General features: G+C 60.5%; 25 protein-coding genes and 1 tRNA gene. 18 read left to right on the top strand and 8 right to left on the bottom strand.

Features of this window, described 5'->3' with window-relative positions; genetic code table 11:
• Position 1 precedes the first annotated feature (1 nt).
• Together rsxB and AC1D1J_RS04150 are read right to left on the bottom strand one after the other, a co-directional pair.
• Positions 2 to 691, bottom strand: a complete 690-nt coding sequence (gene rsxB, locus AC1D1J_RS04155; protein ID WP_477685474.1) for an electron transport complex subunit RsxB — start codon at positions 689 to 691, stop codon at positions 2 to 4.
• A gap of 51 nt (positions 692 to 742) precedes the next feature.
• A complete protein-coding gene (locus AC1D1J_RS04150) occupies positions 743 to 2,155 on the bottom strand; it encodes a polyhydroxyalkanoate depolymerase (protein WP_477685475.1) in 1,413 nt (470 codons plus the stop codon).
• Between the two features lie 272 nt (positions 2,156 to 2,427).
• Between AC1D1J_RS04150 and ygiD the strand changes: the two genes are divergently transcribed.
• Positions 2,428 to 3,282: a 4,5-DOPA-extradiol-dioxygenase gene (ygiD, locus tag AC1D1J_RS04145; RefSeq protein ID WP_477693955.1), complete on the top strand. Its 855-nt coding sequence runs from the start codon at positions 2,428 to 2,430 to the stop codon at positions 3,280 to 3,282.
• 133 nt (positions 3,283 to 3,415) lie between these two features.
• Here the strand turns inward: ygiD and AC1D1J_RS04140 are convergent, their stop codons facing one another.
• Together AC1D1J_RS04140 and AC1D1J_RS04135 are read right to left on the bottom strand one after the other, a co-directional pair.
• A complete protein-coding gene (locus AC1D1J_RS04140; protein ID WP_477685854.1) occupies positions 3,416 to 4,015 on the bottom strand; it encodes a nucleotidyltransferase family protein in 600 nt (199 codons plus the stop codon).
• On the bottom strand, positions 4,012 to 5,208 hold the full coding sequence (locus tag AC1D1J_RS04135) for an amino acid aminotransferase (protein WP_477693954.1): 1,197 nt from the start codon (positions 5,206 to 5,208) through the stop codon (positions 4,012 to 4,014). The genes AC1D1J_RS04140 and AC1D1J_RS04135 overlap by 4 nt, the downstream gene beginning before the upstream one ends.
• Before the next feature lie 230 nt (positions 5,209 to 5,438).
• On the opposite strand from AC1D1J_RS04135, the gene uvrB reads away from it, so the two are divergent.
• The 10 genes from uvrB to AC1D1J_RS04085 all read left to right on the top strand — a co-directional run bounded on the left by uvrB (position 5,439) and on the right by AC1D1J_RS04085 (position 14,212).
• Positions 5,439 to 7,562, top strand: a complete 2,124-nt coding sequence (gene uvrB, locus AC1D1J_RS04130) for an excinuclease ABC subunit UvrB (RefSeq protein ID WP_477685478.1) — start codon at positions 5,439 to 5,441, stop codon at positions 7,560 to 7,562.
• 268 nt (positions 7,563 to 7,830) lie between these two features.
• On the top strand, positions 7,831 to 8,367 hold the full coding sequence (gene iscR / locus AC1D1J_RS04125) for a Fe-S cluster assembly transcriptional regulator IscR (RefSeq protein ID WP_457280416.1): 537 nt from the start codon (positions 7,831 to 7,833) through the stop codon (positions 8,365 to 8,367).
• A gap of 106 nt (positions 8,368 to 8,473) precedes the next feature.
• A complete protein-coding gene (locus tag AC1D1J_RS04120) occupies positions 8,474 to 9,691 on the top strand; it encodes an IscS subfamily cysteine desulfurase (protein ID WP_457280417.1) in 1,218 nt (405 codons plus the stop codon).
• Between the two features lie 33 nt (positions 9,692 to 9,724).
• On the top strand, positions 9,725 to 10,111 hold the full coding sequence (gene iscU, locus AC1D1J_RS04115; protein WP_007867013.1) for a Fe-S cluster assembly scaffold IscU: 387 nt from the start codon (positions 9,725 to 9,727) through the stop codon (positions 10,109 to 10,111).
• A gap of 52 nt (positions 10,112 to 10,163) precedes the next feature.
• Complete coding sequence (gene iscA, locus AC1D1J_RS04110; protein WP_074575253.1) at positions 10,164 to 10,487, top strand: iron-sulfur cluster assembly protein IscA; 324 nt, start codon at positions 10,164 to 10,166, stop codon at positions 10,485 to 10,487.
• Between the two features lie 76 nt (positions 10,488 to 10,563).
• Positions 10,564 to 11,082, top strand: a complete 519-nt coding sequence (hscB, locus tag AC1D1J_RS04105; protein WP_477685479.1) for a Fe-S protein assembly co-chaperone HscB — start codon at positions 10,564 to 10,566, stop codon at positions 11,080 to 11,082.
• A gap of 30 nt (positions 11,083 to 11,112) precedes the next feature.
• Positions 11,113 to 12,975 (top strand): Fe-S protein assembly chaperone HscA, encoded by a 1,863-nt coding sequence (gene hscA, locus AC1D1J_RS04100; protein ID WP_477685480.1) that lies wholly within the window; start codon positions 11,113 to 11,115, stop codon positions 12,973 to 12,975.
• A 14-nt stretch (positions 12,976 to 12,989) separates the two neighbouring features.
• Complete coding sequence (fdx, locus tag AC1D1J_RS04095; protein ID WP_477685481.1) at positions 12,990 to 13,328, top strand: ISC system 2Fe-2S type ferredoxin; 339 nt, start codon at positions 12,990 to 12,992, stop codon at positions 13,326 to 13,328.
• Between the two features lie 55 nt (positions 13,329 to 13,383).
• Positions 13,384 to 14,091 carry a DNA polymerase III subunit epsilon gene (dnaQ, locus tag AC1D1J_RS04090; protein ID WP_477693953.1) on the top strand — a complete coding sequence of 236 codons (708 nt, stop codon included), beginning with the start codon at positions 13,384 to 13,386 and terminating at the stop codon, positions 14,089 to 14,091.
• A gap of 46 nt (positions 14,092 to 14,137) precedes the next feature.
• A tRNA-Val gene (locus AC1D1J_RS04085) sits at positions 14,138 to 14,212 on the top strand.
• A 105-nt stretch (positions 14,213 to 14,317) separates the two neighbouring features.
• Here the strand turns inward: AC1D1J_RS04085 and AC1D1J_RS04080 are convergent.
• From AC1D1J_RS04080 to AC1D1J_RS04070, 3 genes are all read right to left on the bottom strand, one after another.
• The gene (locus tag AC1D1J_RS04080; protein WP_457280422.1) at positions 14,318 to 16,000 is read right to left on the bottom strand and encodes a PhoH family protein; all 1,683 of its coding nucleotides are present in this window, start codon (positions 15,998 to 16,000) and stop codon (positions 14,318 to 14,320) included.
• Positions 16,001 to 16,178: 178 nt separating this feature from the next.
• Complete coding sequence (locus AC1D1J_RS04075) at positions 16,179 to 16,655, bottom strand: peroxiredoxin (RefSeq protein ID WP_092128171.1); 477 nt, start codon at positions 16,653 to 16,655, stop codon at positions 16,179 to 16,181.
• Between the two features lie 123 nt (positions 16,656 to 16,778).
• Positions 16,779 to 17,177 carry an Mth938-like domain-containing protein gene (locus tag AC1D1J_RS04070; protein WP_477665775.1) on the bottom strand — a complete coding sequence of 133 codons (399 nt, stop codon included), beginning with the start codon at positions 17,175 to 17,177 and terminating at the stop codon, positions 16,779 to 16,781.
• Between the two features lie 197 nt (positions 17,178 to 17,374).
• Here AC1D1J_RS04070 and AC1D1J_RS04065 point away from each other — a divergent pair, with 197 nt between their 5' ends.
• The 6 genes from AC1D1J_RS04065 to moaD all read left to right on the top strand — a co-directional run bounded on the left by AC1D1J_RS04065 (position 17,375) and on the right by moaD (position 23,673).
• Positions 17,375 to 18,598: a pyridoxal phosphate-dependent aminotransferase gene (locus AC1D1J_RS04065; RefSeq protein ID WP_477685483.1), complete on the top strand. Its 1,224-nt coding sequence runs from the start codon at positions 17,375 to 17,377 to the stop codon at positions 18,596 to 18,598.
• A 93-nt stretch (positions 18,599 to 18,691) separates the two neighbouring features.
• Positions 18,692 to 20,014, top strand: a complete 1,323-nt coding sequence (locus AC1D1J_RS04060) for a homoserine dehydrogenase (protein WP_477694467.1) — start codon at positions 18,692 to 18,694, stop codon at positions 20,012 to 20,014.
• Positions 20,014 to 21,429: a threonine synthase gene (gene thrC / locus AC1D1J_RS04055; protein ID WP_477693952.1), complete on the top strand. Its 1,416-nt coding sequence runs from the start codon at positions 20,014 to 20,016 to the stop codon at positions 21,427 to 21,429. The genes AC1D1J_RS04060 and thrC overlap by 1 nt, the downstream gene beginning before the upstream one ends.
• Before the next feature lie 95 nt (positions 21,430 to 21,524).
• On the top strand, positions 21,525 to 22,073 hold the full coding sequence (gene mobB / locus AC1D1J_RS04050; RefSeq protein WP_477685485.1) for a molybdopterin-guanine dinucleotide biosynthesis protein B: 549 nt from the start codon (positions 21,525 to 21,527) through the stop codon (positions 22,071 to 22,073).
• 60 nt (positions 22,074 to 22,133) lie between these two features.
• Positions 22,134 to 23,399: a molybdopterin molybdotransferase MoeA gene (locus AC1D1J_RS04045; protein WP_477693951.1), complete on the top strand. Its 1,266-nt coding sequence runs from the start codon at positions 22,134 to 22,136 to the stop codon at positions 23,397 to 23,399.
• A 22-nt stretch (positions 23,400 to 23,421) separates the two neighbouring features.
• The gene (gene moaD, locus AC1D1J_RS04040) at positions 23,422 to 23,673 is read left to right on the top strand and encodes a molybdopterin converting factor subunit 1 (RefSeq protein ID WP_477693950.1); all 252 of its coding nucleotides are present in this window, start codon (positions 23,422 to 23,424) and stop codon (positions 23,671 to 23,673) included.
• Between the two features lie 32 nt (positions 23,674 to 23,705).
• Here moaD and dapA read toward each other — a convergent pair whose 3' ends face one another.
• Positions 23,706 to 24,617, bottom strand: coding sequence for a 4-hydroxy-tetrahydrodipicolinate synthase (gene dapA / locus AC1D1J_RS04035; protein WP_477693949.1), 912 nt, complete (start codon positions 24,615 to 24,617; stop codon positions 23,706 to 23,708).
• Positions 24,618 to 24,935: 318 nt separating this feature from the next.
• On the opposite strand from dapA, the gene AC1D1J_RS04030 reads away from it, so the two are divergent.
• Complete coding sequence (locus AC1D1J_RS04030; protein ID WP_477685489.1) at positions 24,936 to 25,508, top strand: molybdenum cofactor biosynthesis protein MoaE; 573 nt, start codon at positions 24,936 to 24,938, stop codon at positions 25,506 to 25,508.
• Positions 25,509 to 25,634 lie beyond the last annotated feature (126 nt).

Genomic DNA, 25,634 nt, shown 5'->3' with positions numbered 1-25,634 from the left:
CTTATGGTTTCTTGCCGCCCGCTTCGCGCTGCGCCCGGGCGCGTGCCAGCGCAGCTTCGATTACTGCGCGCTTGCGGTCTGCCACGGCGGGGTCGGCCTCGGGACGCGCGGCCAAAGCCGGCAGGGGAATTGGCTGCGGATTGACGGATTTGGTTGCACTCTTACCTTCAGGGCTGGCGCCTTTGCGGCCTCGGAGCTGATGGAATTCATAGCGTGCTTTGGCTGTGTCGGCCTCTTTTGGAGACCAGGCACTCCAGCCAGTGCGCGTGCCGGTGACGTTTTCCAGGCTGATGCAGTCCACCGGACAAACCGGAATGCATAGCTCACAGCCTGTGCACCAGGGCTCGATGACGGTGTGCATCATCTTGTTGCTGCCCATGATGGCGTCGGTCGGGCAGGCCTTGATGCACAAGGTGCAGCCTATGCACCAGTCTTCATCGATGAAGGCAACAGCGCGCGGGCCTTCGGTGCCGTTGGCAGGATTAAGGGGTTGCACGGGCTGGCCCGTGATGCTTGAGAGGCGCTGCACGCCTTCAGTGCCGCCCGGCGGGCATTGGTTGATGGCGGCGCCAGCTGAAGCAATGGCCGTTGCGTAAGCCGCGCAATCGGGATAACCGCAGCGGGTGCACTGGGTTTGGGGCAGGGCGGCGTTGATGCGCTCGAAAAGGCTGGAGTCGGAGGGGGAGATCACCCGCCTATTGTCCTACCAGTCATGACCCACTCTACCTGCTTGCCGCCGCCTTCAAGCCTTCTTGCTGCGCACTGCTTTTTTTGCCGCCGGCTTTGCTGCGGCCTTCGGGGCGGCTTTGGCGGCAGGCTTTGCTGCTGCGGTGCGCACTGGTTTTGCTATCGTTTTGGTAGCTGCTGGCGCACGCTTGGCCTGGGCTGGAGCCCGATTGTTCTCAAGAATGAATGCCTTGACCTGCGGATAGACAATCTCGCGCCAGCGGCGGCCGCTGAAAATCCCGTAGTGGCCCGCACCCTTGACTTCCAGGTGCTTTTGCAGCGCCTTGGGGATGTTGTGGCAAAGACCGTGTGCCGCCTCGGTCTGACCGGAGCCCGAGATGTCGTCCAGTTCGCCTTCGACCGTGAAGTGGGCGGTGGTCTTGATGTCTTCGGGCCGCACACGCTCGACCTGACCGTCCACGCCCTTGACGTCCCAAGTGCCGTTGACCAGCTTGAACTCCTGGAACACCGTTTTGATGGTGTCGAGGTAGTAGTCGGCGTCCATGTCGAGCACGGCGTTGTACTCGTCGTAGAACTTGCGGTGCGCTTCGGCACTGGCGTCATCACCTTTGAGCAGGTCCTTGAAGTAGTCGTAGTGGCTGCTGGCGTGGCGGTCCGGGTTCATCGCGACGAAGCCGGTGTGCTGCAAAAAGCCGGGGTAGACGCGCCGGCCAGCGCCCGGGAAGTTGCTGGGTACGCGGTAAATCACATTGTTTTCAAACCACTCGTAGCTCTTGTTCATGGCCAGGTTGTTCACGGCCGTAGGCGATTTTCGGGCATCGATCGGGCCGCCCATCATGGTCATGCTCAGGGGCGTCGCTTCGCCTCGGGAGGCCATCAGCGACACGGCAGCGAGCACCGGCACAGTGGGCTGGCAGACGCTGATGACGTGGCAATTGCCGTAAATACCCTGGAGGTGGCGAATGAATTCCTGGACGTAGTTGACGTAGTCGTCCAGGTTGAATGAACCTTCGGAAAGCGGCACGGTGCGCGCATTTTTCCAGTCGGTGATGTAGACCTTGTGGTCTTTGAGCATGGTCTTGACTGTGTCCCGGAGCAAGGTGGCATAGTGGCCCGACAGCGGCGCCACGATCAGCACGGCGGGCTCGCCCTTCAGGCCTGTCAGCGTGGCGGGATCGTCGGTGAAGCGCTTGAAGCGGCGCAGCTCGCAAAAGGGCTTGTCGATTTCCACGCGTTCGTGGATGCTGACCTCGGTGCCGTTGACATCCACCGTCCGGATGTCAAAAGCCGGTTTTTCGTAGTCTTTGCCCAATCGGTAAATCAGGCTGTAGCCGGCAGCGACGCGTTGTGCAAACGGGTTTTGGCCCATGGGCGACAGGGGATTGCCGTAGAGCTTTGCAGCGGCTTGCGCAAAGTCGACAAAAGGCTCCATCAAGGTGCGTTGGGCTTCATAGACTTGGTACAGCATCGGGGGTCGACCTTGGGTTTAGGGTTACTTCGGTAAATCGTAATATGTTGCAGTGCAATATAACAGGGGGTTGCCGCACTGATTTGAGGATAACCACCAATACCGGGCGGTTTTCACACTGTTGACGCCAAAAGCACCACGATGGTGCTAGCTTGGCTTGCGGACCGATAAACCGCTACCACCTGCGGAATTGAAAGAACACTTACCATTCTGCCTGCAGCCGGTGGTTTTTGCCCGCCCTGAAGCTGCAGCCCTTCAACAGGAAAAACAACATGCTTCCCCCGATTGACGTCTCCGCACTGGAGCAGCTGGCCTCCCTGAAGAAATCAGACCGGATGCCGGTGCTTTTTGTGGGCCACGGCAGCCCGATGAATGCCATCGGCGACAACGAGTACCGGCGCAGCTGGCAGGCGCTGGGCGCCGAGTTTGGGTCGAAACTCCCCAGGCCGCAGCTGATTCTGTGCGTTTCCGCCCATTGGCTGACCGAAGGCTGGTGGCTGACGGCCATGGACAAGCCCAAAACCATCCACGACTTTGGCGGCTTTCCGCAGGAGCTCTTCGACCAGCAATACCCCGCGCCCGGCGACACCGCGGCGGCGCAGGTGATCAGCCAGTTGGTCAGGCAGCGCGCATCGGCGCCGCTCGGCCTGGACGAAGGCGAATGGGGGCTGGACCACGGTGCCTGGTCGGTGCTCAAGCCCATGTTTCCCGATGCGGACATTCCGGTCATCCAGCTCAGCATGGATTACAGCCGGGCGCCCGACGAGCACTATGCGCTGGCAAAGCAGCTGAAGGCCTTGCGGGATCGCGGCGTGCTGATCGTGGCCAGCGGCAATATCGTGCACAACCTGCGCCAGATGCAGCGTGGGGCTGCGGGCAACCAGGCTTACGACTGGGCGCTGGAGTTCGACCAGACGATCGGTGGCTATCTGCAGCAGGGCAACCTGGACGCACTGCAGAACTTCCAGAAGCTGGGGCAAGTGGCGAAGATGGCGCACCCCACCCATGAGCACTACCTTCCGCTGCTGTACACGGCGGGCGCGGTGGATGCGAAGGAGCCGATACGGTTTTTCAACACCAGCTTCCAGGCCGGCTCCATTTCCATGCGGTCGGTTGTTTGGGGATGAGTCTGTTGGAGCGGAGTGTCAGGTAGCTTGAGGCGCTATTGAATTGATAGCTGCTTGCGCCCGTCAGTCATGGGCTGTAACCTGTTTTGACTGAGAAATATTTGGGTTTTACCGTTGCCGCGTCTTGGGCCAGTCAGGCCACTTGCGGATGGATAACCTGCAGCCAGCTCCAGCGATCCTGATAAGCCTTCGCTTTTTGCTCGAACAACGGCAGGTGGTTGCACAGCGGGTTGGGGCTCAGTTTGCCTTGGTACAACTGCGCCAGTCCGTTGGGCGCATAAAGCTCTACATCCGCCAGCTCCGCAGTATTTGCCTTCAAGCCGACGCAGGTGCAGCTCACCAGAAACCGGTTAATACCATCGCGGGAGCTTTGCAGGGCGGGGTAGGGGAAACCGAAATACTCCTCATACCAGGTATGGACCCTGGCCTGGTTTTTGGCTTCCACCACAATGCCCCGGCCCGCAAAGCGGGCGCTGACACGTTCATTGACGGCTGCTTCGCCCGCGCCTGAAAGGTCGGCAGGATCAAAGTAAAACAGGTCGTAGTCTTTGATGTGGGCTTCGGGCGGCTGCCCCGAATGCAGGTTCCAGATTGTCTGGAAGAGGCATCCCGCCACCAGCCATGCGTCGGGCAGTCCCAGCGCAGGCAAGTGTTCCAGAATGAACCGGTTGTGGCGGTTTTTCAGCGCGTCCCGGATGAATTCGTCCGGGCTTATGGCGTCAGAGGGGATCAGACGACCTTGGCAATCGACGCGCAGACGTAGTCGATGTTCTTGCTGTTCAGGGCGGCCACGCACATGCGGCCGGTGTCGGTGCCGTAAACGCCGAATTCATTGCGCAGGCGCACCATCTGGTCCTTGCTGAGGCCCGAGTAGCTGAACATGCCGATTTGCGCGGTGATGAAGCTCATGTCCTGCTTGACGCCGGCGGCCTTCAGGCCGTCCACGAGCTTTTGGCGCATGGCCTTGATGCGCACGCGCATTTCCGCCAGTTCCTGCTCCCATTGGGTGCGTAGCGCGGGGGTATTGAGCACCGTGGCCACCACCATACCGCCATGGATCTGCGGGTTGCTGTAATTGGTGCGAATGACCAGCTTGAGCTGCGACAGCACGCGGTCGGCTTCGTCTTTGGATTCGCAAAGTACCGACAGGGCGCCCACGCGTTCGCCGTAGAGGCTGAAGCTCTTGGAAAAGGACGTCGACACGAAAAAGCTCAGGCCGGCAGCCACAAATTTACCGATGACGGCGCCGTCTTCCGCAATGCCGTGGCCAAAGCCCTGGTAGGCCATGTCGAGGAAAGGCGTGAGCTTGCGCGCCTTGACGGCGGCGATCACCTGGTCCCACTGGGCCGCGGTGATGTCGTAGCCGGTCGGGTTGTGGCAGCAGGCGTGCAGCACGACGATGGTGCCTTCGGCGGCGGCATGGAGGGCGGCGAGCATCCCGTCGAAGTTGACGCCGCGCTTGGCTGCGTCATAGTAAGGGTAGCTTTCAACCACGAAACCGGCCTGACTGAAAAGCGCGCGGTGGTTTTCCCAGCTTGGGTCGGAAATCAGCACCTTGGCATTGGGGCTGAGCTTTTTGAGGAAGTCGGCGCCCACCTTGAGGCCGCCCGTGCCGCCTATGCCCTGTACGGTGGCGACGCGCCCGCTCTTGACGGGCTCGCTGTCCGCGCCGAAGACCAAGCCCTTGACGGCCGCGTCGTAGGCGGCAATGCCGTCGATGGGCAGGTAGCCGCGGGCCTTGGGGTCGGCCATCATCTGCTTCTCAGCCGCCTGCACGCACTGCAGCAGGGGGAGTTTGCCGTTGTCGTCGTAGTACACGCCTACGCCCAGGTTGACCTTGGCGGGATTGGGGTCGGCATTGAACTGCTCGTTCAGGCCCAGGATGGGGTCACGCGGGGCCATTTCGACAGCGGTAAACAAAGACATGAAATATCCTCAGAGAAGTGAAAAGAAGGCGAAAGCGACGATAGGGGGTTCAGGTCACGGATTTAGGTCACAAGCTGACCGGAAAAAAGGCTACAAGAGGTGTCAAAAAGGCGATAGCGGGGCAACTACAAGGCGAAACAAGGCGAATGGGGATTGCAATTTCCATTTTCGGCCGAATGTCGTATTCTGTTTGGTTGCCCTGAATTTTAACGGGGCCTGATCGAGGTTTTATGCCAGAAGCTATGGAAGTCATAACTGATTCAGTCAACACCGACCCCACTGTGGGCCAGTTCGTCCGTTTCCCGGATTCGCCGTTCGAGCTGTTCCAGCCCTATCCGCCTGCGGGCGACCAGCCCACGGCGATTGACCAGCTGGTCGAGGGCATCAACGACGGCGAGGTGTTCCAGACACTGCTGGGCGTGACCGGCTCCGGCAAGACCTTCACCATGGCCAATGTGATTGCCCGGCTGGGCCGGCCGGCCATTGTGTTTGCGCCCAACAAGACGCTGGCCGCGCAGCTTTACAGCGAGTTCCGCGAGTTCTTCCCGAAAAACGCGGTCGAGTATTTCGTCAGCTACTACGACTACTACCAGCCTGAAGCCTATGTGCCGCAGCGCGACCTTTTCATTGAAAAAGACTCGGCCATCAACGAGCACATCGAGCAGATGCGTCTGTCGGCAACCAAGAGCGTGCTGGAGCGGCGCGACACCATCATCGTCGGCACGGTCAGCGCTATTTACGGCATAGGCGCGCCCGAGGATTACACGCAGATGCGGTTCATTGCACGCATCGGCGACAAGATGGGCCAGCGCGACGTGATCGCCCGGCTGATCCGCATGCAGTACACACGCAACGAGCAGGATTTCGCCCGCGGCACGTTCAGGGTGCGCGGGGACGTGATCGATATTTTCCCGGCCGAGCATTCCGAGCTGGCCATACGCATCGAGCTGTTCGACGACGAGATCGAGTCGCTGCAGTTGTTTGACCCGCTGACAGGCCGCATACGCCAGAAAATCCCGCGCTTTGTGGTCTACCCCAAGAGCCACTACGTCACGCCGCGCGACAAGGTCATGACCGCCGTGGAAACCATCAAGCTGGAGCTGTCCGAGCGGGTGGCCCAGTTTGTCGCCGACGGCAAGCTGGTCGAGGCCCAGCGCATCGAGCAGCGCACCCGGTTCGACCTGGAGATGCTCAGTGAAATCGGCCACTGCAAGGGAATCGAGAACTACACCCGTCATTTGAGTGGCTCGCCGGCGGGCTCGCCCCCTTCGACGCTGTGCGATTACCTGCCCAAGGATGCCGTGATGTTTCTCGACGAGAGCCACGTCATGATCGGTCAGCTCAACGCCATGTACAACGGCGACCGCGCACGCAAAACCACGCTGGTGGAATACGGTTTTCGCCTGCCGAGCGCGCTGGACAACCGGCCGCTCAAGTTCGAAGAGTTTGAAGCCAAGATGCGCCAGGCCGTTTTTGTCTCGGCCACACCGGCAAATTATGAGAAAGAGCACGCCGGCAAGGTGGTGGAGCAGGTGGTCAGGCCCACCGGGCTGGTGGATCCGCAGGTGGAAGTGAGGCCGGCTACCCATCAGGTCGACGACGTGCTGCAGGAAATCCGCATCCGGGTCGAGAAAAACGAGCGGGTGTTGATCACTACGCTGACTAAGCGCATGGCTGAGCAACTGACGGACTATCTGAGCGACAACGGTGTGAAGGTGCGCTACCTGCACAGTGACGTGGACACGGTCGAGCGCGTGGAAATCCTGCGCGACCTGCGGCTGGGGGCCTTTGATGTACTGGTGGGTATCAATTTGCTGCGTGAAGGGCTGGACATTCCGGAGGTGTCGCTGGTGGCCATCCTGGACGCCGACAAGGAGGGCTTTTTGCGCGCCGAGCGCAGCCTGATCCAGACCATTGGCCGGGCGGCCCGCAACCTGAACGGCCGTGCGATTTTGTATGCAGACCGCATCACGGACTCCATGAAAAAAGCCATGGATGAAACCGAACGGCGGCGCAACAAGCAGATTGCCTTCAACCTGGAGCACGGCATCACGCCGCGCAGCGTGGTCAAACGCATCCGCGATTTGATCGACGGCGTCTACAGCGAGAAATCCGGCAAGGAAGCCGAAAAGATCGAGATGCAGAAGGCGTTGGTGGAAGACATGAGCGAGAAGGACATCGCCCGCGAAATCAAGCGCCTGGAAAAGCAGATGATCGAACACGCCAAGAATCTCGAGTTTGAAAAAGCCGCGCGGGTCCGGGACCAGCTGCACATCCTCAAGGAACAGGCTTTTGGTGCGCCTGGCACCGATAATGTCGTGCCGCTGACCTCTGCAGGCCAAGCCCGCGCCTAGACCCGGCAACCCCCTTGGGCCCATTTAATGCACAAAAATGGTGCGTTAAATGGCTCTGCCTACGGGTTAGTCCCCATGTTTGGGGCCGTCTCAGCGGGAAAAACCCTGCTTGTGTTATACTTGACGAAAACAGTCAAGAACAATACCAGAACAACAAAAAGCCCCCGCGATACCGGTTGACTGACCTGGGCGGCTGGAGGAAGAGTTCCCTGTAAGCCACAAGCTTTCAGGGTGAAAACGACAGTCAAGCCATTTAAAGGAGCTTGTTATGCGCCTCACGACCAAAGGCCGCTTTGCGGTCACCGCGATGATTGATTTGGGATTGCGTCAGAACAACGGCCCGGTCACGTTGGCCGCCATCAGCCAGCGCCAGCAGATTTCCCTTTCTTACCTCGAACAGCTGTTCGGCAAACTGCGCCGTCACGAACTGGTGGAATCCACCCGTGGTCCCGGCGGCGGTTATACGCTGGGCCGCAAGGCTTCCGAGATCACCGTGGCGGACATCATCGTGTCGGTGGACGAGCCGATCGACGCCACCCAGTGTGGCGGCAAGGAAAACTGCCTGGGCGAAGGCGGCCGCTGCATGACGCACGAGCTGTGGGCTTCACTGAACAGCCGCATGGTGGAGTTCCTGGACTCCGTGACCCTGCAAAAACTGGTGGAAGACCAGCTCGCCAAGGGCGTGGTGATCGAGAACACCCCGCAGGTCAAAAAAGCCATTTTCACAGCGCCGGTTGTCAAGCCGATCCGCGTGAATGCGCCGAATTCGGTCTTCGCACTGGGCAATGCATTTTCCAAATCCTGATGGAGCGATGCCGGGCGTCTGCCCGGCACCATCCTTTTGTGAACCGACTGCATTGACTTCATCGATCGCGCTGCCAGCCAGCCTGTGAATTTAAAGAGCTAGCCACATGGACACTCCACACTTTCCCATCTACATGGACTACAGCGCCACGAACCCCTGCGACCCGCGGGTGGTGGACGCCATGATTCCCTGGTTGCGCGAGCATTTCGGTAACCCTGCTTCGCGCAGCCATGCCTGGGGCTGGGAAGCAGAAGCCGCCGTCGAAAAGGCGCGCGAGCAAATCGCCGACCTGATTGGCGCCGACCCGCGCGAGATCGTCTGGACCAGCGGTGCGACCGAGTCCAACAATCTGGCCCTGAAGGGCGCGGCCCATTTCTACAAGACCAAGGGCAAGCACATCATCACGGTCAAGACCGAGCACAAGGCTGTGCTGGACACCTGCCGCGAACTGGAACGCCAGGGTTTTGAAGTGACCTACATGGACGTGCAAGCCGACGGCCTGCTTGATCTGGAGGCGCTCAAGGCCGCTATCCGCCCCGACACCATTTTGGTCAGCGTCATGTTCGTCAACAACGAAATCGGCGTGATCCAGGACATCCCGGCCATCGGCGCACTGTGCCGTGAAAAAGGCATCATCTTCCATGTCGATGCCGCGCAGGCTACGGGCCGTGTTGATATTGACCTGGCGACCTTGCCGGTCGACCTGATGAGCCTGACCTCGCACAAGACCTATGGCCCCAAGGGCATTGGCGCCCTGTATGTGCGCCGCAAGCCGCGCGTGCGCCTTGAGGCGCAAATGCATGGTGGCGGCCACGAGCGCGGCATGCGTTCGGGCACGCTGCCGACGCACCAGTGCGTTGGCATGGGCGAGGCTTATCGCATCGCCAAGGCCGAGATGCATGAAGAGAACAAGCGCATCCTTGCCCTGCACGAGCGCATGCTCAACGGGCTCAAGGATGTGGAAGAAGTGTTCCTCAATGGTCATGCCGACAAGCGCGTGCCGCACAACCTGAACATGAGCTTCAACTTCGTCGAGGGCGAATCGCTGATCATGGGCATCAAGGGTCTGGCCGTGTCCAGCGGCTCGGCCTGCACGTCGGCCAGCCTGGAGCCCAGCTATGTGCTCCGCGCTCTGGGCCGCAGCGACGAACTGGCGCACAGCAGCTTGCGCATGACGATTGGCCGCTGGAGCACCGAAGAAGAAATTGACTACGCGGTCGCCACCATCAAGGAAAACGTGGCCAAACTGCGCGAACTGTCTCCCCTGTGGGAGATGTTCAAGGATGGCGTGGACCTGTCCACCATCCAGTGGGCTGCCCACTAGGCAGCGCGTCGAACAGTTAAAGAGGTAAACAAAATGGCATACAGCGAAAAAGTGGTAGACCACTATGAAAACCCCCGCAACGTCGGTTCCTTTGAAAAGGGCGATGAATCGGTAGGCACCGGCATGGTCGGTGCGCCGGCTTGCGGCGACGTGATGAAGCTGCAGATCAAGGTCAACCCGGTCACCGGCGTGATTGAGGATGCACGTTTCAAGACCTACGGCTGCGGCTCCGCGATTGCTTCCAGTTCGCTCGTGACCGAGTGGGTCAAGGGCAAGACGCTGGACGAAGCTGCAAGCATCAAGAACAGCGCGATCGCTGAAGAGCTGGCGCTGCCGCCTGTGAAGATTCACTGCTCCATCCTGGCGGAAGACGCCATCAAGGCCGCCGTGAACGATTACAAGCAAAAGCACGCGCACTGATTAGCTTGCGTTAAGCATCACCCGTCACCTGTTTTATTTTCGAGTGATTTAAATGTCCGTTACCCTCACTGATGCTGCTGCCCGACACGTGACCCGCTACATGACCAAGCGCGGCAAGGGTGTGGGCGTTCGCCTTGGCGTGAAGACCACCGGCTGCTCCGGCCTGGCTTACAAGCTGGAATACGCCGACGAGATCGCACCGGAAGATGTCGTGTTTGAAGACAACGGTGTCAAGGTGCTGGTTGACCCGAAAAGCATGGCCTACATCGATGGCACCAAGCTCGACTTTGTGCGCGAAGGCCTGAACGAAGGCTTCAAGTTCATCAACCCCAACGAACGTGATCGTTGCGGCTGCGGCGAAAGCTTCCGGGTTTAACGGGCGAGCGGTCCACCCTGTGCTGCACCCTTACCCAAGCCGCCTCCACTGATTGTGCTGGCGGCTTTTTCTCGGCATGAATCTCCAATCCAACGACTTCGAACTTTTCGGCGTGCCCCAGCGTTTCGCGCAAGACCGCGCAGCGCTTGATGCCCGTTGGAAGGATTTGCAGCGCGAGGCGCACCCGGACAAGTTCGCGGCCCAAGGCGCGGCCGCCCAGCGCGTGGCCATGCAGTGGTCGGTGCGCATCAATGAAGCTTATCAACGGCTGAAGGATCCTCTCAAGCGGGCGAGCTATTTGTGCGAGCTCAATGGCGCGCCCATCAATGCCGAGAACAACACCGCGATGCCGCACGATTTCCTGATGCAGCAGATGCAGTGGCGTGAAGCGCTCGATGATGCCGAAACAAGCGAAGATTTTGAAGAAATAGCCTCCCAAGCCACAGCTGACGGGCGCAAGCAGCTATCAAAAATAGAGCAACTGCTGGACGTGGACAAGGACTTTCCTGCCGCAGCCCAGCAGGTCAGAAGCCTTATGTTTATTGAGCGCTTTGCCAGTGAGGTTGATGCACGCATCGACCAGCTGGGACAATAAAGCATTACAGAAAAAGTACGACAACCGCGCATGGCACTCCTGCAAATTTCCGAACCCGGCCAGACGCCCGACCCGCACCAGCGACGCATCGCGGTGGGCATAGACCTGGGCACTACACACTCACTGGTCGCCAGTGTGCGCAGCGGCGTGTCCGAATGCCTGCCAGATGAGCAGGGACGGGTGCTGTTGCCCAGCGTGGTCCGTTACCTTGAAGGCGACAAGCGCCAGATCGGCTATGAGGCCCTGGCGGCGCAAGTAGAAGATCCGCGCAACACCATTTCCTCGGTCAAACGGTTGATGGGCCGCGGTATTGACGACATTGGCAGCCGCGCCCAATTGCCTTACGAGTTGAATGACAAGCCTGGCATGGTCACGCTGCAGACTGTAGCTGGCGAGAAAAGCCCTGTGGAAATCAGCGCCGAGATTCTGGCCACGCTGCGTTACCGCGCCGAAGACACCTTCAACGAGGACATCTACGGAGCAGTCATTACGGTGCCCGCCTACTTTGACGACGCCCAGCGTCAGGCCACCAAAGACGCCGCGCAACTGGCTGGCCTCAATGTATTGCGCCTGCTCAATGAACCCACGGCTGCTGCCATTGCCTACGGGCTGGACAACGGTAGCGAGGGCGTCTATGCCGTCTATGACCTGGGTGGTGGCACCTTTGACATTTCCATCCTGCGCCTCACGCAAGGCGTCTTCGAGGTTGTGGCTACCGGTGGCGATTCCGCATTGGGCGGTGATGACTACGACCGTGCGCTGGTTGACTGGGTGCTGGCCAAAGCCGGGCTCGCAGCAGACACGCTCACGCCGTCCGATAAGGCGGCCTTGCAGCGTACCGCCCGGAACTGCAAGGAGGCGTTGTCGTCTGCGAACCCCGTGCCTTTTTCGGTGCAGTTGGCCAAGGCCCTCGTCAATTTCGAAATGAAGGCGGAAGATTTTGAAACCGCCACCGCCCACCTGACCCAGCGTACCCTTGCTGCTGTTCGCAAGGCGTTGCGCGATGCCAAGCTGGCGAAAGAAGATATTCAGGGCGCAGTGCTGGTAGGTGGCTCCACGCGCATGCCGCAAGTGCGCAAGGCGGTTGCCAGTTTCTTCGGGCGTGATCCGCTGGTTAACCTCAACCCCGATGAAGTGGTGGCGCTGGGTGCGGCCATTTCCGCCAATCAGCTCGCTGGCAACAACACGGGCACAGACCTGCTGCTGCTCGACGTGATCCCGCTGTCGCTGGGCATCGAGACCATGGGAGGGCTGGTCGAGCGCATCGTGCCGCGCAACCAGACCATCCCCACGGCGATGGCGCAGGACTTCACCACCTACCAGGACGGCCAGACCGCGCTGGCGCTGCATGTAGTGCAGGGTGAACGCGACCTGGTGGCCGACTGCCGCAGCCTTGCCCGTTTCGAGCTGCGCGGCATTCCGCCCATGGTGGCGGGTGCCGCGCGCATCCGCGTGACGTTTACTGTCGACGCCGACGGGCTGCTTAGCGTGAATGCGAAAGAACAGGTCAGCGGCGTTGAGGCCCGCATCGACGTGAAGCCTTCCTACGGGCTGTCGGACGACGATATTGCGCGCATGTTGCAAGACAGCTTTTCAACCGCCCAGCAAGATATGCAGGCGCGCGCCCTTGCAGAAGCCCAGGTCGATGCCGATCGAATGATCCTGGCCACGCAAAGCGCCCTGGCAGCGGATGTCGACCTGTTGAGTCCCAATGAACGAGCGCAGATCGACAGCCTGATCGTCGGCCTGGCCGACACGCGTGCACATGGCGATGCAGCCGCCATAGAAGCGGCCACCCAGGCGCTGGCCAAAGGCACCGAAGGCTTTGCTGCCCAGCGCATGAACCGGGGCATCAAGCAAGCCCTGGCCGGTAAAAACATCGAGGCGGTCTGAACCGTACTGACAACATGCCCATCATCAAAATACTGCCTCATCCCGAATACTGCCCACAAGGCGCTGAAATCAGCGCGCCTGCCGGCACATCTATTTGCGAAGCCCTGCTCGACAACAAGATCAACATCGAACACGCCTGCGACCTCAGCTGCGCCTGCACGACCTGCCATGTCATCGTCCGTGAAGGCTTTAAATCACTGAACGAGCTCGACGAGAGCGAAGAAGATCTGCTGGACCGCGCCTGGGGCCTGGAACCCAATTCGCGCCTGAGCTGCCAGGCGTTTCTGGCCCAGGCTGATGTGACGGTGGAGATACCCAAATACTCCATCAATCACGCAAAAGAGAATCACTGAATTTTTGGGGTAGTTCAAGACGGATTTCCCCCTGTGCGGAGGCGATAATCCAGCCATGCGCCAAATCGTCCTTGATACCGAAACCACCGGTCTTTCCGCTGAAAACGGCGACCGCATCATCGAAATCGGTTGCGTCGAACTGGTGGCCCGCAAGCTCACCGGCAACAACCGACACTTCTACCTGAACCCCGAGCGCGACAGCCACGAAGACGCACTCAAGGTTCACGGCATCAGCAACGAGTTCCTGAAGGACAAACCCAAGTTCGTGGCCGTGGCCGATGAATTGCTGGAGTACCTGCAGGACGCCGAGATCATCATCCACAACGCGCCTTTTGACGTGAGCTTCCTGAACAAGGAGCTTGAACTCATCGGCAGGCCGCCCATCAAGCATTGTGTGGCCAAGGTCACCGACAGCCTGATGATGGCCAAGGAGCTGTTCCCGGGCAAGCGCAACTCGCTGGACGCCTTGTGCGACCGGCTCGAGGTCGACAATTCGGGCCGGACCTTGCATGGCGCCTTGCTGGACGCCGAACTGCTGGCCGATGTCTACATCAATCTGACCCGTGGCCAGAATGCGCTGGTGATGGATGTTGGGGATAGCGCCCGGGAAGGCGATAGTGACATGCCCCAGATTGATCTCAGCACCTTTGACCTGCCGCTGCTCGCTGCCAACGATCAGGAGATCGCCGACCATGAAAAGCTGCTGGTAGATATTGACAAGGCCAGCAAGGGTAAAACGGTTTGGCGTGTTTTGGCGGCCTAGGCCATAAAGCAGCACGAAACAGCATATAATCTTAGGCTGACCAATAGGGCGGTTAGCTCAGGGGTAGAGCACTGCATTCACACTGCAGGGGTCGCAAGTTCGAAACTTGCACCGCCCACCAGAATTTGAAGAACAAAAAAGGCCAAGTCTTGCGACTTGGCCTTTTTTCATTTCGGCGCCGTAAACACCGATAAGCGCCAATAAGCGCCGTTTTTCGCCGTCTTGCTTAGAGCACTTCGCTCGCGAAATCAGCCAGCCGCGAACGTTCGCCACGCGCGAGCGTGATGTGGCCGCCGTGCGGCCAGCCCTTGAAGCGGTCGACGGCAAAGGTCATGCCCGATGAGCCTTCGGTCAGGTACGGCGTGTCGATCTGCGCCAGGTTACCCATGCAGATGATCTTGGTGCCCGGGCCGGCCCGCGTGATCAGCGTTTTCATCTGCTTGGGCGTCAGGTTTTGCGCTTCGTCGATGATGACGTACTTGTTCAGGAAGGTGCGGCCGCGCATGAAGTTCATGCTCTTGACCTTGATGCGTGATCGGATGAGCTCGTTGGTGGCGGCGCGCCCCCATTCGCCCGAGCCGCTGTCGGTTTTGCCCAGCACCTCCAGGTTGTCGTCCAGCGCGCCCATCCAGGGGCCCATTTTTTCCTCTTCAGTACCCGGCAGGAAGCCGATGTCTTCGCCCACGCTCACCGTAGCTCTCGTCATGATGATTTCGGTGTAGCGACGGTCATCCAGCACCTGCGTGAGCCCGCTGGCCAGCGCCATCAGCGTCTTGCCCGTACCTGCGGTACCTGCCAGCGTGACGAAATCCACTTCCGGGTCCATCAGCAGGTTCATCGCGAAGTTCTGCTCGCGGTTGCGCGTGGTGACGCCCCAGACCGCGTTTTTGAGGTGGTTGTAGTCCTTAAGGGTCTTCAGGACGGCGGTTTTCGCCCGGATTTCCGTCACGCGGGCATACAGCGGAGGTTCGCCGGGGGCTTCAAAAAAAACAAACTGATTGATCAGCAGGCTGCCCACGATGGGGCCCGTGATGCGGTAGAAGGTGTGGCTGCCTTGCTGCCAGCTTTCGACGGTTTTGCTCTGGCGCGTCCAGAAGTCAGCCGGCAGGGCCAGCGAGCCCGAATACAGCAGGTCGCCGTCTTCCAGGGTTTTGTCGTTCTGGTAGTCGTCTGTGGCCAGACCCAGGGCGCGGGCCTTGACGCGCATGTTGATGTCCTTGGACACCAGAACCACCTCGCGCGGCGCGTATTCCTTGCGTAAGGCCTCGACCACGCCCAGGATCTGGTTGTCGGCCTTGCCCTGCGGCAGGCTCATGGGCAGGGTGTAATCCAGCGGTTTGGTCTGGAAAAACAGGCAGCCACCAGCTTCAGGGTGGCCGGTGGTGTCCAGTTTCAGGCCTTTGGCAATGTCAGCGCCCTGGGTGCCTGCCAGCGCGTCCAGCGTCCGGCTGGTCTGGCGGGCGTTGCGCGCCACCTCGGTCATGCCCTTTTTGTGGCCGTCGAGCTCTTCAAGCACGATCATGGGCAGGAAGATGTCGTGCTCCTCAAACCGGAACAGGCACATTGGGTCGTGCATCAGCACATTGGTGTCGAGCACAAACAGCTTGGTGGGGCCGGTGCGCTTGGCCTTTTTGGGCTTGGCTGCCGGCTGGGGCAGTGGAATGCTCTCTTTTTTATAGCTGCTTGCGCTCGTCCTTGAAGGGTTGGCAGGCTCTTTTCCTTGAAACGCTGACGGATGCTGGCTGCCATCCCCTGCTGCGCGGCTGTCAAACAGGTCCATCACCGGGGGTTTCTGGGCGGATTCGGCACTTTCCGTCTTTCGTGCTTTGGAGGGCGAGCGGGCGGGCGCATCAAGCGCGTCGGGGGAGAGCAGGGCGGCACGTTTGGTCGGGGCGGGGGGCAGGGGCATAGTGCTTAAAACTCTCTAAAAAAGAAGGGTTCCAGAAGCGAAAAAGCCGCCTTGAAACCAGGGCGGCTTGTTCTTTTGGCGCAGTTGCGAAGGTCAACAGCATGAGTTCATTATGCACAACTCGCGTGACAGGGCAATCCTTTGCAATTCTTTGTTGCTAACTGGCGTCAGGGCTGTTTCAGGCAGCCTTTTTGAGCGCCTTGACGGCCTTGAGCACGTCGTCCACATGGCCAGGCACCTTCAGGCCGCGCCACTCTTCTTTCAGCTGGCCGTCGGCACCCACCAGGAAGGTGCTGCGCTCGATGCCCTTGACCTTCTTGCCGTACATGATCTTGTTTTTGACCACGCCGAACATGTGGCACATTTTTTCTTCGGTGTCCGCAATGAGTTCGAACGGGAGTTCAAGCTTGGACTTGAACTCGTCGTGGGACTTCATGTTGTCGCGGGACACGCCGAACACGGTTGCGCCGGCCTTGACGAAGTCCTTGTAGCGGTCACGGAACTGCATGGCTTCCGTGGTGCAACCCGGTGTGTTGTCCTTGGGATAGAAGTACAGCACAACGACTTTGCCGAGGTGGGATGTGTTGGAAACCTTGATGCCGCCTGTGGCGATCGCTTCAAATTCGGGGAGTGGTTTATTGACGACGACTGCCATACTGAGTAGACCCTGACGAAAGTAGTTGTAATTAGCCGCGCCTTTTGGCAACCGGCCCGGGACGCGAGTCCTGGATGTGGTGCCAAGTGCAACCCTAGATTTTACCCTGAAAGAGAGGGCATTTCAGCCTTCTGTTCCTTCTGTTTCAATCAGCAGGGCAGCAATTACTTGCCGGCCTTCTCCCGCGAGGATGTTATAGGTACGGCATGCTGCCAATGTGTCCATGGTCTCAATGCCGATGCGGCGCTCCATCAGCGTGCGCAGGAAGGCCGGAGGCGGAAAGCGCAACCGGGAGCCGCTGCCAAAAATCACGAGTTCAGGCTGCGTCGCGGCAAGCAGGGCGAAATGCTCTGCCGTGAGTTGCTCAAAACGCGTGCAGTTCCAGTCAAACTTCTCGCCCCTTGAGCCAATCACGATGCTGTGTTCGATTTTCTCCGCGACACCATTGCTTCCCAGGCCGACCCAGCCTGGACCGTAGCCAAGGATGGACTGGACATCGAGACGGTCTGGTTGAAGTTTCATACGGGATTATTTGGGCGTTTCGATGGCGCGGAGGACGCCGGTGCACGGGGGCGTTTGACGGGTTTTGGAGGCGAAAACCCTCTTTTATGTGGTCAAATTATAGATTCCGCCCGAATTTCCCGCCGCAGTGCTGATGCTTCTTCCCCGTTGCCAGCATGGTGGGGCCCGAGGCCCTGCCCACATACCGATAAAACCGCATGAAACCGATCACCAAATCTGCCAAGCTGGCCAATGTCCTTTATGACATCCGCGGCCCGATCATGGATGCCGCCAAGCAGATGGAAGAAGAAGGCCAAAAGCTCATCAAGCTCAATATTGGTAATCTGGCGGTGTTCGGTTTTGATGCGCCCGAAGAAGTCCAGCAGGACATGATCCGCAACCTGCCTGCCTCGGCGGGTTATTCGGACAGCAAGGGTATTTTTGCGGCACGCAAGGCCGTGATGCATGAAACCCAGAAGCAGGGCATCAAGGGCGTGACGCTGGACGACATCTACCTCGGCAACGGCGCGAGCGAACTGATCTCGATGGCCACCAATGCCTTGCTCGATGACGGCGACGAGCTGCTGTTGCCCGCGCCTGACTACCCACTGTGGACGGCCTCCACCAGCCTCTCGGGCGGCACGCCGGTGCACTACCGGTGTGATGAAAGCAATGGCTGGATGCCCAGCCTGGACGACATCCGCGCGAAGATCACGCCAAAGACCAAGGCCATCGCGGTCATCAACCCCAACAACCCGACGGGCGCGCTGTATTCCGATGAACTGCTCAAAGGCATCATCGGTATCGCGCGCGAGCACGGCCTGGTCATCCTCGCGGACGAGGTCTACGACAAGGTGCTTTACGACGGCGTCAAACATACGGCCATCGCCAGCCTGTCCACCGACGTGCTCACGCTGACCTTCAATTCGCTTTCCAAGAGCTATCGCTCCTGCGGCTATCGCGCCGGCTGGCTGGTGGTGTCCGGCCCCAAGAAGCAGGCGCAGGACTACATCGAAGGCCTGAACATGCTGGCCAACATGAAGCTGTGCTCCAACGTGCCCGGCCAGTGGGCCATCCAGACTGCGCTGGGCGGCTACCAGAGCATCAACGACCTGACCTGCGAGGGCGGCCGCCTGCGCCGCCAGCGTGACCTGGCCTACGAACTGATTACCGCCATACCCGGCGTCACCTGTGTCAAACCCAGCGCCGCGCTCTACATGTTCCCGCGGCTTGATCCCAAGGTCTACCCGATCAAGGACGATCGCCAGTTTTTCCTGGAGCTCCTCAAGGAGACCAAGGTCATGCTGGTGCAGGGCACGGGCTTTAACTGGCCCGAGCCGGATCACTTCCGCATCGTCTTCCTCCCGCATGAGGAAGACCTGCGCGAAGCCATTGGCCGTATTGCGAAGTTCCTCGAGAACTATCGCAACAACCGGATTTGACCTGTATCCGGCTTTTTTTTGCGCACCTCTTTTGAGCGCGAGCATCCACGATCAACGAAAAGCAAGACCTCAGCGACTATGAAACCGACGAATTTGAGCCCCATCCGCGTAGGCCTCCTGGGCATCGGCACCGTGGGCAGCGGCACCTACAACGTACTGCGGCGCAACCAGGAAGAAATCCGACGCCGTGCCGGCCGCGGCATTGAGATCACCATGGTTTCCGCCCGCAACCTGGATCGCGCCCGCAAGATTGCCGGCGAGGGGGTGGTGGTCCTCGCCGATCCCTTTGAAATCGTCAACCACCCGGACATCGAAATTGTGGTGGAAGTCATCGGCGGCACCACACTGGCCCGTGAACTGGTGCTCAAGGCCATTGCCAATGGCAAACATGTGGTCACGGCCAACAAGGCGCTGCTGGCCGAATACGGCAACGAAATCTTCGCCGCTGCCCAGGCGCGCGGTGTGATGGTGGCTTTCGAAGGTGCAGTTGCGGTAAGCATCCCCATCATCAAGGCCTTGCGTGAAGGCCTCTCGGCCAACCGCATCGAATGGGTCGCCGGCATCATCAACGGCACAACCAATTTCATCCTGTCCGAGATGCGCGACAAGGGCCTCGGATTTGACGAGGTGCTGAAAGAGGCGCAACGCCTGGGCTACGCAGAAGCCGACCCGACCTTTGACATCGAGGGCATGGATGCGGCCCACAAGGCCACCATCCTGGCGGCGATCGCTTTCGGCATCCGCCTGCAGTATGACCGCGCCTATGTCGAAGGCATCACCAAGCTGGCGGCCATTGACATTCACTACGCGTTTCAGCTGGGCTACCGCATCAAGCTGCTGGGCGTTGCCAAACGCACGGCAAACGGTGTCGAGCTGCGCGTGCATCCCACGCTGATTCCCGTCAAGCGGCTACTGGCCAATGTCGAGGGTTCGATGAATGGCATCATGGTCAAGAGCGACGCGGCCGGCATCACCATGTACTACGGCGCAGGTGCGGGTTCCGAGCAAACGGCCTCAGCCGTGATTGCAGACCTGGTCGACGTTACCCGCCTGCATACCGCGGACCCCGCCCAGCGTGTGCCGCACCTGGCCTTCCAGCCCGACGCGGTGAGCGATACGCCGGTGCTGGCCATGGGCGACATCGTCACCAGCTACTACCTGCGGCTGAAAGTTGCCGACGAGGCTGGTGTGTTGGCAAAAGTCACCGGTATCCTCGCATCGTTCGACATCAGCATCGACGCCGTGCTTCAGCGCGAAGCTGACGATGTGGGTGGTGAAGGCTCCACCCAGACGGATCTCGTCATCCTGACGCACGATTGTGTCGAGTCCAGAATGAACGAGGCCATCGCCCAGATGCAGGCGCTGCCCACGGTGCTTGCGCCCATTACGCGCATCCGCAAGGAGGAGCTGGCCTGATGTTGTACATCTCCACTCGCGGCCACGCCGACCGCAAGCGTTTTTGTGAAATCCTGCTCGAAGGCCTCGCGCCCGACGGTGGCCTCTACCTGCCCGAGCAATACCCGCAGGTGGATGCTGCCACGCTGCAGAAGTGGCGCAGCCTGTCTTACGCCGAGCTCGCGTTCGAAGTCCTCTCGATCTATGTCGACGATATTCCAGCCGTCGACCTTAAGGCCATCTGCAACAAGACCTACACCGAAGAAGTGTTTGGCACCCAAGCCATCGTCCCGCTGAAAAAGCTTGAAGACGGCGTTTACCTCGAGGCCCTGTCCAACGGCCCCACGCTGGCCTTCAAGGACATGGCCATGCAGCTGCTGGGCAACCTGTTCGAATACGAACTGGCGCGCCGCGGTGAAGAGCTCAACATCCTGGGCGCCACCAGCGGAGACACCGGCAGCGCGGCCGAATACGCCATGCGCGGCAAAAAGGGCGTGCGCGTCTTCATGACCTCACCCAACGGCCGCATGAGCCCCTTCCAGCAGGCGCAAATGTTCAGCCTGCAGGATGAGAACATCCACAACATCGCGGTTGAAGGCGTGTTCGACGACTGCCAGGACATCGTCAAGGCCGTGTCCAACGACCTCGCCTTCAAGCGCCAGTACAAGATCGGCACGGTCAACTCCATCAACTGGGCGAGGCTGATGGCGCAGGTGGTGTATTACTTTGCGGGTTACTTTCAAGCCACGAGCAGCAACACTGAAAAAGTCGACTTCACGGTCCCTTCAGGCAATTTCGGTAATGTCTGCGCCGGGCACGTCGCCCGTATGATGGGCCTGCCCATCGCCAAGCTGGTGGTCGCCACGAACGAGAACGACGTGCTCGACGAGTTCTTCCGCACCGGCGTGTACCGCGTGCGCAGCAGCGCCGACACGCACGAAACCTCCAGTCCTTCCATGGACATTTCCAAGGCCTCGAACTTCGAGCGCTTTGTGTTTGACCTGCTGGGCCGTGACGGTGACAAGACGAAGGCGCTGTTCCATGACCAGATCGGCAGCCAGGGCTACTTTGACCTGAGCGTTGAGGCCGCCTTCAAGTCGGCCGCGCAGCGCTACGGTTTTGCGAGCGGCAAGAGCACCCATGCCGACCGGCTGGCCACCATCCGCGACACCTACAAACGCTTCGGCACCATGATCGACACCCACACTGCCGACGGCGTGAAGGTGGCGCGCGAGCAGCTCCAGCCGGGCGTTCCCATGATCGTGCTGGAGACTGCGCTTCCCATCAAGTTCGCGGCCACCATTGAAGAAGCCCTGGGCCAATTGCCCACGCGGCCGGCGAAGTTCGAAGGCATTGAGGCTTTGCCGAAACGCGTCAAGGTGCTGCCGGCCGATGCAGCTGTGATCAAACGCTACATCGCCGAAAATGTGCATTAAATCGGGCTGTAGCCATTATCTGACGGGCGCAAGCAGCTATATTTTTAATAGCAACCTGGGCGTCTTCCGGCCTTTCTTTCTGTGAGAGCGACATCATGAACGTGGTCGGATTTGCCGGGTATTCCGGTTCGGGCAAGACGACACTGGTCGAAAAGCTGATCCCGGCACTGAAGGCCAGAGGCCTGCGCGTGTCGGTGGTCAAGCATGCGCACCACAAGTTCGACATAGACCATCCCGGCAAAGACACTTTCCGGCATCGCCAGGCCGGTGCCTTTGAAGTGGTCGTGGCCTCGCCAAACCGGCTTGCGCTCATGCGTGAATTTGAAAAGCCGTCCGAGCTCACCGTTCACCAGCTGATCGCCGAGCTGTACGGCGGCGTGGACTGGGTGCTGGTGGAGGGCTTCAAGAGCAGCGACCTCCTCAAGATCGAAGTCTGGCGCGCCCCTTCGGCCGACTACGCCGGCAAGCCCCCGCTCTACCCGGACGACGACTTCATCGTCGCCGTCGCCACGGATGCCCCCGGCAAGCTGCCCCAAGCAACCTTGCGCCCGGTGCTGGATTTGGACGATGCCGACGCCGTGGCAGAGTACCTGGTCAACAATCAGGAACGCTTCTCCTATTCGTTTGAAGACCGTTTCGGTTAAGCGTTCGCCAAAGCAGGCTTTTTTCGTTCCGTTCATGTTTTTGTTCCGGACACCCCGACCATGAGTTCTGTTTCCTCCGCGCCCGCCGGCCCGGCGCTTGCGCCGCAGCCCGGCCGGGCCCCCTTGAAGCCGCTGGACCAGGCGCTGGCCGAGCTGCTGGGCCGCGCGGCATTGCTGCCCGGTGCCGAGACGGTTTCCACCTTCGATGCCGACGGCCGGGTGCTGGCCCAGGAGCTGGTGTCCAGCCTTGATGTGCCGGCACACGACAACAGTTCCATGGACGGCTATGCGGTGCGTGCTGCCGACTGGTCAGCCGATGCGGTGCTGCAAGTCAACCAGCGTATTCCAGCCGGCAGCAGCGGGCACATGCTCACGCCGGCCTCTGCGGCGCGCATCTTCACCGGCGCCCCCATTCCGTCGGGCGCCGACGCCGTGGTGATGCAGGAAGATTGCGAGGCGGGGGACGCGGGCGTGCGCATCAGGGTCCAGCCGCAGCCCGGCCAGTGGATTCGCCGTCGGGGCGAAGACGTCGCTGCCGGCGCCGTGGTGCTACGCCGTGGCGAGCGTCTGACGCCGGCCTCGCTGGGCCTGGCCGCCAGCATCGGTTTCGACAAATTGCAGGTCGCGCCCCGGGTGCGCGTCGCCCTGTTTTCCACGGGCGACGAACTTGTCATGCCTGGCGAGGTTGCACCCGCCGACATGAAGCCCGGCGCCATCTACAACTCCAACCGCTTCTTTTTGCGTGCGCTGCTGCTGCGCCTGGGCTGTACGGTCACTGACCTGGGCATCGTGCCCGACCGCCTGGACGCCACCATCGCCGCGCTCAAGGGCGCCAGCGAGCAGCACGACCTGATCCTCACCAGCGGTGGCGTGTCGGTGGGCGAAGAAGACCACATCAAGCCCGCCGTGCAGGCGCTGGGCGAACTGGCGCTCTGGCAGATCGCCATAAAGCCGGGCAAGCCCTTCGCCTACGGCAAGATTGCAGGCTCCCACTTCATCGGCCTGCCTGGCAACCCGGTGTCCAGTTTTGTGACTTTCCTGGTCCTGGTGCGGCCTTTCCTGCTCAAGTTGCAGGGCGCTGTCGAACCTGCCGTTCGCCCCATGGCTGCGACGGCGCATTTTGACTGGCCCAAAGCCGACAAGCGCCGCGAATTCCTGCGGGTCAGGCGCAACGCCGCCGGTGGGCTGGAGCTGTTCAACAACCAGAGTTCGGGCGTGCTGACTTCCGCAGTCTGGGGCGACGGTGTGATCGACAACCCGGCAGGCCAGACCATCGCGCACGGTGACGTGGTGCAGTTCATCCCGTTTTCAGCGCTGATGTCGTAGAGGCTCTTCGGCAAGGCTTCACATGAAAATCACCGTCAAATACTTTGCCTCGATCCGCGAAGCCATAGGGCAGGGCAGCGAGGTGCGCGACACCTCTGCCGCTACGCTGGCCGCCCTGCGCGACGAACTGCTGGCGGCCACGCCCGCGCACGCTGCGGCGCTTGCGCGTGGCAAATCGGTGCGCATGGCGCTCAACCAGGTCATGAGCGATGAGTCGGCCGTACTCAGCGAGGGCTGTGAAGTCGCCTTCTTTCCCCCCGTCACCGGCGGCTGATCCACTCACTCTCGGCGGCTCAACTCGGCGGCTCAAACCACCAGCGCATCCAGCTTCACAAGCCGCTCCACCAGCGCCGCAGACGCGCGCGTCATCGGGCTGCGCAACTCGTCACGCAGCAACTTTTGTCGCGCCAGCAATGCCTTGAGCGGGCCCGGATTGGGTTCTGCAAACAGGGCTTCAATCAGCGGCGGCAGCGGTTTCCACAAAGCCTCGGCCCCGGCCACGTCACCCGCTCGAAGGCGCTGAACAATTTCCGCAAATCGCGACGTATGCAAATGCGCCGCTGCCGCGATAGCGCCCCGGCCGCCTGCTGCCACAGTCGTGAAGATGTTCGCATCCTCACCGGCCAGCACCTGCAATTGCCCATCGGCGATCAGTGCCCGCGTTTTCGCCGTGTCACCCCCGCAATCCTTGACGGCCTGTATGCGCGGGTGCGCCGCCAGCGCCCGGATGGTCTCAAGCGCCATCTGGCTGCCTGTGCGGTAAGGGATGTCGTAAAGCACCACCGGCACCGCGCTGGCATCGGCCAGGGTGGTAAACCAGTCGATCAGACCCGCCTGCGAGGGCCGGATATAGCTGGGCGCCGGCAGCAAGATGCCCGCGAGGTTCAGTGGGCTCAAAGCACGAACGCGCGCAGCCGTTTTACCCAGGTGGTAGCCAGACAAACCCATGATCACCGGCAGGTCAGGGGCTTCGGCCATCACGGTTTGCAGCACATCAAGTTGCTCTTCATCGCTGAGCGCGGCAGCTTCACCCGTAGAGCCGCATACCACCAGCCCGGCGATGCCGCTGGCCTGGTAGTGCGCTACCAGGCGCTTCAAGGCACCGTAGTCGACCTTGTCCTGGTCAAACGGGGTAACGAGCGGGATCCAGAGTCCCGAGAAATCGTGAGTTGCCTGAGTGGCTTGATTTGCCTGATCGGCATTGAGCGCTGTTTGCATGAAGACACATCCCAAAAAACTGACCGGCTAAAAAGGCCGTCATCAGAACAAGTGAAGGTGTCCGCAAAAGACTCTGGAAAAGTAACCGGCGGTTCCATCGCTCATTCGACGACGGAACCGCAGCCCCGGTCAAATGAGCAACGGTTTTTTTGATTTGCTGGCGCACGCCTCAAACCCGCGGGCGCTGTCGTGCGTCCGGTTGGCAAGAAGGTGAATGTGGCCAGTCATGCTGCCATATTACTTGAGGGGCCGGGCTGTGGCACTGTTTCGGCATTGAATATGCACCGGCCTGCGTGGCCCAGTGGCAAAATTGCCACTATGGCCCAGTCTTCCCCCCGCGTCCTGATCACCACCGATGACTTCAACCTCGCCGATGAAGTTGCCGCGCTGCGCTCAAACGACAAGCGCGTCGGCGCCGTCTGCACCTTCACCGGCACGGTTCGGGACCGCAATATGGCCCCCACGCTCGGCACTGGCGTGTCCTCGCTGCCCCCCGAGGGGGCTGAACTTGCTCGGGGCGGCCCTTCGCTGCGTTCGTCGGCCGGCGCGGGAGAAGTACTTTCCATGGAACTGGAGCATTACCCGGGCATGACCGAAAAAGCCATCGAGGCCATGATCGATGAGGCGATGTCGCGTTTTGATATTTTTGGCGCCCGCGTCATCCACCGCGTCGGCCTGCTGCAGCCGCTGGACCAGGTGGTGATGGTGGCCGTAGTGTCAGCCCATCGCGGCGAAAGCTTCAAGGCCTGCGAATTCCTGATGGACTATCTGAAAACCCAGGCGCCGTTCTGGAAGAAAGAAGAAACGCCGGAAGGCGCCCGCTGGGTGGATGCCCGGGTCAGCGACGACGCGGCGCTGGCGAAATGGGGCATCAACGCCGGCAACGCCTGAACCGGGTGCGGGCTTGACGCACATCAAACGCGGCCCAATGGCTTGCCGTGCTTGCGGCTGAATGACTTGAAAAGGCGCGCAAAAGCCCCAAACTCGGCAATAACCGCTCCTTCGTGAGCCCCGGAG

The organism is Polaromonas sp. P1_F8, from assembly GCF_056405635.1.
Note: the sequence above shows the minus strand (reverse complement) of the source record. Positions and strands in the feature narration are given on the sequence as shown.